9 protein-coding genes, 1 pseudogene and 1 riboswitch are annotated in these 12,566 nt (G+C 69.5%); of the genes and pseudogenes, 4 read left to right on the top strand and 6 right to left on the bottom strand.

What is annotated here, in order from left to right:
• Positions 1 to 86 precede the first annotated feature (86 nt).
• Both LWW89_RS08390 and LWW89_RS08385 read left to right on the top strand, forming a co-directional pair.
• Positions 87 to 1,109, top strand: a complete 1,023-nt coding sequence (locus tag LWW89_RS08390) for an ABC transporter substrate-binding protein (protein ID WP_293263629.1) — start codon at positions 87 to 89, stop codon at positions 1,107 to 1,109.
• Positions 1,106 to 3,607: an EAL domain-containing protein gene (locus LWW89_RS08385; RefSeq protein ID WP_293263628.1), complete on the top strand. Its 2,502-nt coding sequence runs from the start codon at positions 1,106 to 1,108 to the stop codon at positions 3,605 to 3,607. Before LWW89_RS08390 ends, LWW89_RS08385 begins: the two co-directional genes overlap by 4 nt.
• Before the next feature lie 159 nt (positions 3,608 to 3,766).
• On the opposite strand, the gene metF is transcribed toward LWW89_RS08385, so the two are convergent.
• From metF to metK, 6 genes are all read right to left on the bottom strand, one after another.
• Positions 3,767 to 4,630: a methylenetetrahydrofolate reductase [NAD(P)H] gene (gene metF / locus LWW89_RS08380; protein WP_293263627.1), complete on the bottom strand. Its 864-nt coding sequence runs from the start codon at positions 4,628 to 4,630 to the stop codon at positions 3,767 to 3,769.
• A 46-nt stretch (positions 4,631 to 4,676) separates the two neighbouring features.
• Positions 4,677 to 5,519: a TlyA family RNA methyltransferase gene (locus tag LWW89_RS08375; RefSeq protein ID WP_293263626.1), complete on the bottom strand. Its 843-nt coding sequence runs from the start codon at positions 5,517 to 5,519 to the stop codon at positions 4,677 to 4,679.
• Between the two features lie 13 nt (positions 5,520 to 5,532).
• On the bottom strand, positions 5,533 to 6,174 hold the full coding sequence (locus LWW89_RS08370) for a LysE family transporter (RefSeq protein ID WP_293263625.1): 642 nt from the start codon (positions 6,172 to 6,174) through the stop codon (positions 5,533 to 5,535).
• A 124-nt stretch (positions 6,175 to 6,298) separates the two neighbouring features.
• A complete protein-coding gene (gene ahcY, locus LWW89_RS08365; RefSeq protein WP_293263624.1) occupies positions 6,299 to 7,711 on the bottom strand; it encodes an adenosylhomocysteinase in 1,413 nt (470 codons plus the stop codon).
• Between the two features lie 86 nt (positions 7,712 to 7,797).
• A riboswitch (S-adenosyl-L-homocysteine riboswitch) is annotated at positions 7,798 to 7,905 on the bottom strand.
• 64 nt (positions 7,906 to 7,969) lie between these two features.
• Positions 7,970 to 9,202: an HD-GYP domain-containing protein gene (locus tag LWW89_RS08360; RefSeq protein ID WP_293263623.1), complete on the bottom strand. Its 1,233-nt coding sequence runs from the start codon at positions 9,200 to 9,202 to the stop codon at positions 7,970 to 7,972.
• 191 nt (positions 9,203 to 9,393) lie between these two features.
• The gene (metK, locus tag LWW89_RS08355; RefSeq protein ID WP_293263622.1) at positions 9,394 to 10,560 is read right to left on the bottom strand and encodes a methionine adenosyltransferase; all 1,167 of its coding nucleotides are present in this window, start codon (positions 10,558 to 10,560) and stop codon (positions 9,394 to 9,396) included.
• Positions 10,561 to 10,764: 204 nt separating this feature from the next.
• Between metK and LWW89_RS08350 the strand changes: the two are divergent.
• Together LWW89_RS08350 and LWW89_RS08345 are read left to right on the top strand one after the other, a co-directional pair.
• Positions 10,765 to 11,679: pseudogene (locus tag LWW89_RS08350) on the top strand (lysophospholipid acyltransferase family protein); the annotation flags it as partial.
• Positions 11,676 to 12,554 carry a lipid A biosynthesis acyltransferase gene (locus LWW89_RS08345; RefSeq protein ID WP_293263621.1) on the top strand — a complete coding sequence of 293 codons (879 nt, stop codon included), beginning with the start codon at positions 11,676 to 11,678 and terminating at the stop codon, positions 12,552 to 12,554. The pseudogene LWW89_RS08350 and the gene LWW89_RS08345, both read left to right, overlap by 4 nt.
• The last annotated feature ends 12 nt before the right edge of the window (positions 12,555 to 12,566 follow it).

Here is a 12,566-nt window from a genome sequence, read left to right as displayed (position 1 = left end):
CGATATTCCTTGAGGCAAGTCATGATCGGGCGATAGGATTCAGGCATATTCCTTCCTGTTATTCCCGCCTGTCCCTTTTTACCCCCATGGCTTTCCCCTTTTTTCGGTCCGGTCGCGCCGCCGCCATGGCGGGCGGGCGTCTTTGCCGCTGCCTGCTGATGCTGCTCGGCCTGGCCCTGCTGGCGGGCTGCGACAAGCCGCGGCTACCCCTGGCGGTGGGGGCCAATCCCTGGCCGGGCTACGAAGCCCTGTTCCTGGCCCGGGACCAGGGGCTGGTCAGCGAAGCGGCGGTGCGGGTGCTCGACTTTCCCGCCACCGGCGAGGTGATGCGGGCCTTCCGCAATGGCACCCTGGATGCCGCCGCCCTGACCCTGGACGAGGCCCTGACCCTGGTGGGTAACGGTGAGGCGGTGAAGGTGGTGCTGGTGTTCGACGTGTCCGCCGGCGGCGACGCCGTGGTGGCCCAGCCTGGGCTGGAATCCCTGGGCGCCCTGCGGGGGCGGCGGATCGGGCTGGAGCCCAACACCACCGCCTCCCTTCTGCTCTACCGGGCCCTGAACTCGGCCGGGCTGGCGGCGGGGGACGTGACCGTGGTGCCGCTTTCCCTGGACAAGCAGCAGCGCGCCTTGCAGCGCGGCGAGGTGGATGCCCTGGCTACTTGCGAGCCGGTGCGTTCCCGGCTCGCCGCCGGCGGTGCCCGGGTGCTCTACGACAGCACCGCCATGCCCAACGAGATCGTGGACGTGCTGGTGGTGCGCCAGGCCGCCCTGGACGAGCGGCCCGGCGACGTGGCGGCCCTGGTCCACGGCCTGGGCCGGGCACAGCAGCGGCTGATCGGCGGCGACGCGACGGTGATCGCCCAGGGGGCCCACCGCAGCAACCTCACTCCCGACCAGTTTCGCCAGGCCCTGGCCGGCATGATCCTGCCGGACATTGAGCAGAACCGGAGACTGCTGGCCCCCCGGGGGGAACTGGACGTCCAGGCCGGCCGGCTGGTGGCGTTCATGGAGCAGCAGGGCTGGTTGCGCCAGGCGCCGGCGGCCAGCGTGCTCGACGACCGGCTGGTGCGCGACGCCGCCATCCTGCCCCAGGGCGGAGGCCGCTCATGAAGCTACGCCACGGCCTGCCGGTCGCCCTGCTCGCCTTCGCCTCCCTGCTTGGGTTGGGCTTCTACCTGACCGACCGGGTGCGCAGCGCCGCCGAGGTCGAGCAGCAGGTGACGTCCCTGGCCGCCTTCAACGGCGACCGGCTGGCGGCGGAGGTGGAGGACGAGATCATCGCCGGCGACAGCGCCGCCGCCGAGCGCACCCTGGTGCGCCTTTCCGCCATGCCCCACCTGCGCCAGGCGATGGTGCTGGACGACCGGCTGCGGGTGCAGCTCGCCAGCCGCTTCAACCGCAAGGGGGCCGATTTCGCCTCGCTGCCGGGCATGCCCCCGGCCGAGCATTTCGCCGCCGCCGGCCTGCGCATGGCCGGTGAGGTGCTGCTGTCCCCCGAGCGCACTACCTTGTGGTCGATCTACCCCCTGCGCCTGCCGCCGCCTCCGGGGGAACTGCGCGCCACCCGGGTGGGCTACCTGTACCTGGAGTACGACCTGGGCGTGGCCAAGGACTTGGCACGGTGGGAAGCGGGACGGCGCTTTTTGGTCATCGGCGCCGGCATCGCCCTGCTCTGCCTGCTGCTGTGGGCCGTTCTCGACCGGTTGGTGGCGCGCCGTCTGCAAGCCCTGAGCGACGCGGCCCGGGCCTTCGACGGCGGCCGGGCCAAGGCCGAGGCCCTGGCCCAGTTGCCCAAGCCGGGGCGCGACGAGATCGGCCGGCTGTCCGCCGCCCTGGCCGGGATGATGGACGAGATCGGCCGCCACCAGGAGACCCTGGCCGCCAGCAACGCCGCCCTGTCGCGGGAGATCGACGAGCGCCGCCAGGCCGAGGCCTCCCTGCGCCTGGCTGCCCAGGTGATCGCCAGCAGCAACGACGCGATCATGATCACCGACGCCGAGCACCGCATCATCCGGGTCAACCCGGCCTTCACCCGAATCAACGGCTACGAGGCCGACGAGGTGGTGGGCAAGCCCCCCGCCATGCTCCGTTCCAGCCGCCACGAGGGCGCCTTCTACGAACGCATGTGGCAGGAGGCGGAAATCCGCGGCATGTGGCAGGGCGAGGTCTGGCACACCCGCAAGGGGGGCGAGCAGATCGCCCTGTGGCACTCGGTCACCACCCTGCGCGATTCCGCCGGCCGCCTCACCCACTACGTCATCGTCAGCTCCGACCTGTCCCGCTACAAGGAGGCCGAGGAGCGCATCCGCTTCCTCGCCAACTTCGACCTGCTCACCGGCCTGCCCAACCGGGTGATGCTCCAGGAGCGCCTGCACCGATCCATCGAGGAGGCCGCCTTCGACCGGGAGGAGCTGGCCCTGATCCTGCTCAACGTGGATCGCTTCCAGGCGGTGAACGATTCCCTCGGGCCGGGGGCCGGGGACGAACTGCTCCAGGCCATCGCCGCCCGCCTCGGCGCGGCGATTCAGGAAGGGGAGATGGCGGCACGCATGGGCGCCGACGAATTCGCCGTGCTGCTGCCCCGCTGCGGCGTGGACCGGGCCGCCTGGCGCGCCCAGCAACTGCTCGGCGACCTGTGCCGGCGCTACGACCTGAGCACCCAGCCGGTGGAGGTGACCGTCACCGCCGGCATCAGCCTGTTCCCCCACGACACCCGGGACGGCGCCGGCCTGCTGCGCGACGCCGACGCCGCCGCCCGCCACGCCAAGGAGGCGGAACGGGGCGGCTTCCGCTTCTTCGCCCCGGAAATGAACGCCCAGGCCCTGGACCGCTTCGCCCTGGAAAACGACCTGCGCCACGCCCTGGCCGCGGGCCAGCTGTTTCTCGCCTACCAGCCCCAGGTCGAAGTGGCCGGCGGCCGGGTGGTGGGGGTCGAGGCCCTGGTGCGCTGGCAGCATCCGGAAAAGGGCCTGATCTCGCCGGCCCGCTTCATCCCGGTGGCCGAGGAATCCGGGCTGATCCTCAGTCTGGGGGACTGGGTGCTCAAGGAAGCCACCCGCCAGACGGCGCGCTGGCAGGAGCAGGGCTTGGACCTGCGGGTGGCGGTGAACCTGTCCGCCCTGCAATTCCGCCAGAGCCAGCTGCCCACCCAGGTCAAGGCCGCCCTGGAAGAGGCCGGGCTGGCGGCGCACCGCCTGGAGCTGGAGATCACCGAATCCACCCTGATGGACAACACCGAGCAGGCCATCTCGCACCTGTGGGAGTTGTCGGACATGGGGGTGCAGCTGGCCATTGACGACTTCGGCACCGGCTATTCGAGCCTCGCCTACCTGAAGCGCTTCCCCCTGCAACGGCTGAAGATCGACCAGGCCTTCGTGCGCGACCTGAGCACCGACGCCAACGATGCCGCCATCGTCACCGCCATCGTCGGCCTGGCCCGCAGCCTGGGCATGCAGGTCACCGCCGAAGGGGTGGAAACCGCCGAGCAGCTGGCCTACCTGGCCGACCTGTCCTGCGACGAGTACCAGGGCTACTACTGTAGTCGGCCGATCCCGGCGGGGGATATTCCCGAGGTGGTGGCCCGCCAGGCAAACCTGCTGGAGGTCTAGGCGGGGCGCGGACTTTCAGCCATGGCGGCTGGAGAATGAGAACTGGCGCGGGGTTTCAGGCAGACCACCTGAAACCCCGCGCCAGTTCTAGGGTTTGGGGCAGCGGCTTGCGCTACCCCGCATCGTGGCCCCGGCGGCCGTCCGTCCGGCCGCAACCCGTTACGCCTTGAGGCGGCGCACGATCTCCAGGGTCAGGTCGGCCTGGTTGAGGCAGTAGAAGTGCAGCCCCGGCGCGCCCTGGGCGATCAGGGTACGGCACAGGCCGGTGACCACCTCCAGGCCGAATTCCCGCACCGCTTCTGCATCGTCCCCGTAGGCCTCGAACTGGCGCCGCACCCAGCGCGGGATCTCGGCGCCACACTGGTCGGCGAAGCGGGCCAGCTTGGTGTAGCTGGCGATGGGCATGATGCCCGGCACGATCGGAATCTCGACCCCGGCGTCCCGCACCCGAGCGACGAAGTGGGCGTAGGCGTCCGGGTTGTAGAAGAACTGGGTGATGGCCGAGTCGGCCCCGGCGCGGGCCTTGGTGACGAAGGCGGCCAGGTCTGACTCGAACGAGGCGGCCTGGGGGTGCACCTCCGGGTAGGCCGCCACTTCCAGGTGGAAGCCGCCCTCGGCGGCGCTGCCGGTCTCGGCGCGGATGAAGCTCACCAGGTCGCTGGCGTAGCGGAATTCGCCCAGGCTGGCCATGCCCGAGGGCAGATCGCCGCGCAGGGCGACGATGCGGCGGATGCCCTGGGCGCGGAAGCCGGCGAGGATTTCGCGGATGCTTTCCCGGGTGGCGCCGACGCAGGACAGGTGGGGGGCGGCGGCGCGGCCCTCATCCTGGATCTCGCGCACGATGGCGAAGGTGCGCTCCTGGGTCGAGCCGCCGGCGCCGTAGGTCACCGAGAAGAATTCCGGATTGAGGGCGGCCAGGCGGGCCCGGGTGGCGCGCAGCTTGTCCGCCCCTTCCGGGGTTTGCGGCGGGAAGAATTCGATCGAGATGGGCAGGGTCGCGGGCGTCATGGTGGGCGTGGTCATGGCGTGGGTTGTCAGTCTTGCAGTCTTGGAATAATGGATTCAGGTGTCAGGCGCGGCCGGCGTGGATGAAGAATTCCCGGTTGCCGTCGCCGCCGGTGATCGGGCTGTCCACGTAGTGGTGCACCGTGAGGCCGAGGTCGGCGGCGGCCGTGCGCATCCGCGCCTCCACCTGGGGGTAGAGGGTGGCGGCCTTGACCAGCCCGCCCTTGGCCAGCTTGTCCGGCCCCACTTCGAACTGGGGCTTGACCAGCAGCAGCAGGGTGCCGCCCGGGGCGAGCAGGGCCGGCACCCGGGGCAGGATCAGGGTCAGGGAGATGAACGACAGGTCGCCCACGATCAGGTCGAAGCCGGCGGCGGGAAAGTGCTCGCCCAGGTCGGCCGGGCTCAGGGCCCGGGCGTTGATGCCTTCCAGGGTGACGACCCGGGGATCGCCCGCCAGGCGCGGGTGGATCTGGCCGTGGCCCACTTCCACCCCCACCACCCGAGCCGCACCGGCGTGCAGCAGGCAGTCGGTAAAGCCGCCGGTGGACTGGCCCAGGTCGAGGCAGGTCTGCCCCGCCGGGTCGATGGCGCAGGCGGCCAGGGCCCCGGCCAGCTTGAGGCCGCCGCGGGATACGTAGCGGTCCTCGTCGCCGGGCAGGAGTTGCAGCGGCGTGTCGTCGGCCACTTCCAGGCTGGGCTTGGCCACGGCCTCCCAGCCCTTGCCCAGGTCGGCCAGCACCCGGCCAGCGGCGATCAGGCGCTGGGCGGCGGTGCGCGATTCGGCCAGCCCCCGGGCCACCAGGGCCTGGTCGGCGCGCTGCCGGCCGGCGGGACGGGCGTGGGAGGCGGGCGCCTTGTGCGCCGGGGCGGCGCGCTGGGCGCGGCGGTGGAAGGAATCCATGGTCATGGCCGGTGTCGGTTCAGCGTTCCGCGCTCAGCAACAGGCGCAGGCCGAGCACCGCCAGGGCGGCGCCGAAGGCCCGCTCCAGCCAGTGGCCGCAGCGCAGGAAGGCGGCGCGCACCCGGGGCTGGGTGAAGAACAGGGTGACCAGGGCGAACCAGGCGAACTGCAACGCCATCAGCCACAGGCCGTAGGCGGCCAGGCGCGGCAGGGGCGTGGCCGGGCTGAGGACCAGGGTGAACAGGGCGAGGAAGTACAGGGGCGCCTTGGGGTTGAGGGCGTTGGTGAGAAAGCCCCGGCCCAGGTGGCGCCGGGCCGATTCATGCGCGGGGGCGCTGTTCGGCGCGCCGTCGGCGGCGTCCGGCGTCGCCGTGGGCCGGGCACGCAGGCCCTTCCAGCCCAGGTAGAGCAGGTAAGCCCCGCCGGCCAGCTTGAGAGCGGTGAGCCAGGCGGCCGAGTGGGCGATCAGGGCCGCCAGACCGGCGGCGGAATAGGCGATGTGCACCGCCAGCCCCAGGGCGATGCCCAGGCTGGTGAGCAGCCCAGCCCGTCGTCCGGCGAGCAGCGACTGGCGGACTACCATGGCGAAGTCGGGGCCGGGCGTCGCCGCCGCCAGCAGATGCACGGCGGTGAGGGTGGCAAAGGCCGAGAGTCCGTCCATGGTGTGGCTCCGCAAGGGCGCAGCACTTCCTCAGCGAGGGAAGGCGCCGCGCCAGCAAGGTGTTCGGGCGCCCAGCCGGCGCCCCGCGCATTGACGTGGGGCGCCGGCCGGGACGCGGGGCCGCTTAGTAGCGGTAGTGGTTGGGCTTGAAGGGACCGTTCTTGGGCACGCCGATGTAGGCGGCCTGGGCGTCGGTCAGCTCGGTGAGGTTGGCGCCGATCTTCTTCAGGTGCAGGCGGGCGACCATTTCGTCGAGCTGCTTGGGCAGCACGTATACGCCCACCGGGTATTGCTCGGTCTTGGCGTACAGCTCGATCTGGGCCAGGGTCTGGTTGGCGAAGGAGTTGCTCATGACGAAGCTGGGGTGGCCGGTGGCGCAACCCAGGTTCACCAGGCGGCCTTCGGCCAGCAGGATCAGGCGCTTGCCGTCGGGGAAGATGATGTGGTCCACCTGGGGCTTGATGTTTTCCCACTCGTACTGGCGCAGGCTGGCGACTTCGATCTCGGAGTCGAAGTGGCCGATGTTGCAGACGATGGCGTTGTTCTTCATCGCCTTCATGTGGCCGTGGGTGATCACGCCGACGTTGCCGGTGGTGGTGACGAAAATGTCGCCCAGGGCGGCGGCTTCGTCCATGGTCACCACGCGGTAGCCTTCCATGGCGGCTTGCAGGGCGCAGATCGGGTCGATCTCGGTGACCCAGACGGTGGCGCCGAGGCCGCGCAGGGACTGGGCGCAGCCCTTGCCCACGTCGCCGTAGCCGAGCACCACGCCGATCTTGCCGGCGATCATCACGTCGGTGGCGCGCTTGATGCCGTCCACCAGGGACTCGCGGCAGCCGTAGAGGTTGTCGAACTTGGACTTGGTGACCGAGTCGTTGACGTTGATGGCCGGGAACTTCAGCTCGCCCTTGGCGTGCATCTGGTAGAGGCGATGCACCCCGGTGGTGGTCTCCTCGGTGACGCCCTTGATCTGGGCCAGGCGGGTCGAATACCAGGTCGGGTCCGTCTTCAGCTTGGCGCGGATGGAGGCGAACAGCACCACGGCTTCCTCGCTGTCCGGGTTGTCGAGCACGGACAGGTCCTTCTCGGCCCGGGCGCCCAGGTGCAGCAGCAGGGTGGCGTCGCCGCCATCGTCGAGGATCATGTTCGAGTAACCACCGTCGGTCCACTCGAAGATGCGGTGGGTGTAGTCCCAGTAGTCTTCCAGGGATTCGCCCTTGATGGCGAACACCGGCACGCCGCTGGCGGCGATGGCGGCGGCGGCGTGGTCCTGGGTCGAGAAGATGTTGCAGGAGGCCCAGCGCACTTCGGCGCCCAGGGCGGTCAGGGTCTCGATCAGTACCGCCGTCTGGATGGTCATGTGCAGGGAGCCGGTGATGCGGGCGCCCTTCAGGGGCTGCTTGGCGGAAAATTCTTCGCGGATCGCCATCAGACCGGGCATTTCGGTCTCGGCAATGCGGATTTCCTTGCGGCCCCAGTCGGCCAGGGAGAGGTCGGCGACGCAGAAGTCGCCCTTGAGGTCAGCCACAGCGTTCATATAGAACTCCGGATCGTGTGGCCGGGGGGATGGGGGTGCGGCAGTCTGCTCACCCGTCTCCGAACCCGGCAGGGTTGAAAGACATATGCGGGTGAGCGCCGTTGACCTGGGTGCCACGGCAGGGCGCCGGGCACCTTCCGAGCCTGACCGGTCGGTCGCCAAACGGCGGACCGGCTGCAACGCTCCTCGGAAGAAGGCGGATGATACGTCCCCGGCGCGGTTTGCTCAATGCCCGCCGCCGCCCGGGGATGGGGCGGGTCAGAGGGGTTCGGCGGGGCCGCCCCAGAGCTGGTTGAGGTCGGGGAAGCGCCACTTTTCCGGGTCTTCCCGGCTGGCGATCTTTTCATGGCAGCCGGGCTGGCCCAGGTCCACGATCTCGGGACGGATGCGCGCCTGGGCCTTGGTCGAGTAGAACACCTTGAGGCGCGGCACCAGCAGGGACTTGGGGTTCTGCTCCATGACCACCCCGAGGCGGCCCGATTCGAGGCGCACCAGGGAGCCCACCGGGTAGATGCCCACGGTCTTGACGAAGGCCTTGAACACCGCCGGGTCGAAGTGGCCCTCGGCCCATTCGGCCATCTTGCGCAGGGACTCGGCCGGGTCCCAGCCGGATTTGTAGGGGCGGTTCGAGGTGATCGCGTCGTAGACGTCGCAGACCGCGCCCATCTTGGCGTAGAGACTGATCTGGTCGCCCTTGAGGCGCTCCGGGTAGCCGCTGCCGTCGATCTTCTCGTGGTGGTGCAGGCACACGTCCAGGGCCACGTCGCTCACCCCGCTGCCGGCCAGCAGCATGGCGTGGCCTTCGGCCGGATGGCTCTTCACCGCTAGGAACTCGGCGTCGGTGAGCTTGCCCGGCTTGTTGAGAATGGCCGGGTCGATGGCCATCTTGCCCAGGTCGTGGAGCAGGCCGGCCATGCCGGCTTCGCGCACTTCGGGTTCGCTCAGGCCCAGTTCCCGGGCCAGGGCGATCATCAGGGCACAGACCGCCACCGAGTGCATGTAGGTGTAGTCGTCGGCAGTCTTGAGTCGGGCCAGGCTGATCAGGGCGCCGGGGTTGCGCAGCACCGAATTGGAAATCTCGTCTACCAGGGGCTGGGCGTTGGCCGCGTCCAGGGCCTTGCCCATGCGCGCTTCCTGGAACATGGAGGTGACCGCCTGGCGCGACTTGGCGCAGATGCGGGCGGCCCGTTCCAGCTCCATGGACATGGAGACCTTTTCGATAGCCGGCGCGGGCTCGCTGCCGGCGGCGCGCAGCAGCTCGCGCTCCACCGCGGCGTCGGATTCCTCCTTGGCCTGGCCTTCGGCCACGTCGAAGCCTTTGGTGGTGTCGATCCACACCTCGCGGATGCTGCTGTCGAGAATGCGCTGGATGTCTTCCGGGTCTTCGAGCAGGAAGGCGGAGCGCCAGAACGGGTGCTCCATCCAGGAACCGCAGAGTTCGTGCAGGTGCATGCCGACCCGCAGATGGTCGACCGAGATTCGCTTGAGCATGCGCGTATCTGAAATGGGTAGGCTGCCTAGTTTATAGGCACGTGCCGGAACGGACCAAAGAAATACGCCACGCTCCCCCTGTCTGGACCGGCCAGCCCAGGCTCGGCCGGCCGAAACGATGACGGGGAGCCGAAGCTCCCCGTCGCGGTCGGTCCCGGCTGGCGCCGGAACCGGGCCTTGCTTGCCCTGCTTTACAGCCCGGCGGCGGCGCGCAGGATCTGCGCCTTGTCGGTGGCTTCCCAGGTGAATTCCGGCTCGTCCCGGCCGAAGTGCCCGTAGGCGGCGGTCTTCTGGTAGATCGGGCGCAGCAGGTCGAGCATCTGCACGATGCCCTTGGGGCGCAGGTCGAAGTGGGCGCGCACCAGTTCGGTCAGCTTCTCGTTGCTCACCTTGCCGGTACCGAAGGTCTCGACCATGATCGAGGTCGGCTGGGCCACGCCGATGGCGTAGGACACCTGCACCAGGCACTTGCTGGCCAGGCCGGCGGCGACGATGTTCTTGGCCACGTAGCGGCCGGCATAGGCAGCGGAACGGTCCACCTTGGAGGGGTCCTTGCCGGAGAAGGCGCCACCGCCGTGGGGGGCGGCACCGCCGTAGGTGTCGACGATGATCTTGCGCCCGGTCAGGCCGCAGTCGCCTTGCGGGCCGCCGATGACGAAGCGGCCGGTGGGGTTCACCAGGTACTTGATCTCGCCCTTGATCAGCTCCTTGGGCAGCACGGGCTTGATCACGTCCTCGATCACCGCCTCGCGCAGGCTGTCCAGGGGGATGTCCGGAGAGTGCTGGGTGGACAGCACCACGGTGTCGATGGCCACCGGCTTGCCGTCCTCGTAGCGGATGGTGACCTGGGACTTGGCGTCCGGGCGTAGCCAGGGCAGGCGGCCGTCGCGGCGCAGCAGGGACTGGCGTTCCACCAGACGGTGGGACAGGTAGATCGGCAGGGGCATCAGGGACGGGGTTTCGTCACAGGCGTAGCCGAACATCAGGCCCTGGTCGCCGGCGCCCTGGTCCAGGCCGTCGTCGTGGGCCTTGTCCACGCCCTGGGCGATGTCGGGGCTCTGCTTGTCGTAGGCCACCAGCACGGCGCAGCCCTTGTAGTCGATGCCGTACTCGGTGTTGTCGTAGCCGATGCGGCGGATGGTGTCCCGGGCCACCTGGATGTAGTCCACGTTGGCGTGGGTGGTGATCTCGCCGGCCAGCACCACCAGACCGGTGTTGCACAGGGTCTCGGCGGCGACGCGGGCCTTGGGGTCCTGGGTCAGGATGGCGTCCAGGATGGCGTCGGAAATCTGGTCCGCGACTTTGTCGGGATGGCCTTCGGAGACGGACTCCGAAGTGAAGAAGTAGTTGTTCGACATGAGTGGTGGACGCTCCAAAAACAAAATCCCCGGATTGTTGCCGGCGTACCGGCTCCGGGGATGCGAGCGGTGACGCTTTAGCAGTATTTGTCGCCGGCTTTTCATGGCCGGCGCCGCCCTGCAAGTTGTCCGTTTAACTCGGCGGTCCGATAATTCTCGCTTTTTGGCCGGACCCGGTCAAGCCGACGGGCACTAAAGACCCTATTCATGTCCCTGATTTACCGCCTTATTTTCAAAGGAATCGCCCGGCTGCCCCTGCCGCTGCTGCATGGCGCCGGCGCCATGCTCGGGCGGCTGGCCTACCGTTTCGCCCCCCGCGTCCGGGAGCAGGCCCGGGCCAACCTTGCCCTGGCCCTGGGGGTTGCCGAGGCCGACCGGCTGCTGCCGGAGGCGATGGCCGAGTCCGGCAAGGGAGCCCTGGAGTTGCCCTCCACCTGGCTGTCCTCCCTGGAGGCGGTGACCGACCGGGTCAAGCGGGTGAGCGGCTGGGAACACGTGGCCGAAGCCCAGGCTCGGGGCAAGGGAGTGATCTTCCTCACGCCCCACCTGGGCTGCTTCGAGATCGCCGCCCAGTACCTGGCCCGCCACGCCCACGGGGTGCCGATCACGGTGCTGTATCGGGAGCCCAAGCAGGCCTGGATGAAGGAATTCCTCCTGGCCGGCCGGGTGCGCGGCGACCGGATGCGGGTGGCCGCCGCCGACCTGGCCGGGGTGCGCACCCTGATCCGCGCTCTGAAGCACAAGGAAATGGTCGGCCTGCTGCCCGACCAGGCCCCCGGCGCCGGCCAGGGCGAGTGGCTGCCCTTCTTCGGCCGCCCCGCCTACACCATGACCCTGGCGGCCCGGCTCACCGAAACCGGCGCCGCCACCCTGTTTGTGTACATGGAGCGCCTGCCGGACGGCCAGGGCTACCACTACCACATCCGTCCCCCGCTCACGCCCCTGGAGGGCGATACCGTGGCCCGCGCCGCCCAGATCAACCGGGAGGTGGAGGCCATGATCCGGGAATGCCCGACCCAGTACCTGTGGGCCTACAACCGCTACAAGCAGCCGTCCGGCGCGCCGCCGGCGCCGGACGTCGACGTCGCTCCCATGAACACTCCGCCGACCGCCCCATGAGCAAATTCTTCACTTACCTCGCCCTGGGGCTGCTCTGGCTGCTGCACTGGCTGCCCCTGCCGGCCTTTGTCGCCATCGGCCGCGGGCTGGGCAGCCTGTTCTACTGGCTGGCTGCGCCGCGCCGCAAGGTCGTGCTGACCAACCTCAAGCTGTGCTTCCCCCACCTGTCCGACGCCGAACGGGTGCGCCTGGCCAAGGACCACTTCGCCATGGTGGCGCGCAGCTTCCTCGAGCGCAGCATCCTGTGGTTCGCCCCCGAGGCGCGCATCCGCCGCCTGGTGCGCTTCAAGAACCAGGAGCGCTTCGACGCCCTGGTCGGCCAGCCGGTGATCCTGCTCGCCCCCCACTTCGTCGGCCTGGACTGGGGCGGCGCGCGCATCGCCATGAGCTACAACTGCGCCAGCATGTACGCCCACCAGAAGAACCCGATCCTGGACAAGTGGCTGCTGCACGGCCGCACCCGCTTCGGCGACCAGCAGCTGCTGTCGCGCCAGGACGGGGTGCGCGGCATTGCCCGGGCCCTCAAGGCGCACCGGCCGTTCTACTACCTGCCGGACATGGACTACGGCCCCCGGGATTCGATCTTCGTGCCCTTCTTCGGCGTCCAGGCGGCCACCATTTCCGGCCTACCCCGGCTGTCCACCCTGGGCCGGGCGACGGTGCTGCCGGTGGTCACCCGGGCACTGCCCGACGGCGCCGGCTACGAAGTGGAGTTCGGCGAGCCGTGGACCGACTACCCCACCGACGACCTGGACGCCGACACCCGGCGCATGAATGCCGAGATCGAGCGCTGGGTGCTGACCATGCCCGAGCAGTACTACTGGGTGCACAAGCGCTTCAAGACCCGCCCGCCGGGCGAGCCGCGCATCTACTGAGGAACTGAGGAC

This window comes from Oryzomicrobium sp., assembly GCF_021287045.1.
In the GTDB taxonomy this organism is placed as follows: Bacteria; Pseudomonadota; Gammaproteobacteria; order Burkholderiales; family Rhodocyclaceae; genus Oryzomicrobium.
The sequence above is the reverse complement of the archived record's forward strand: the minus strand, read 5'-3'. Positions and strand labels throughout refer to the sequence as shown.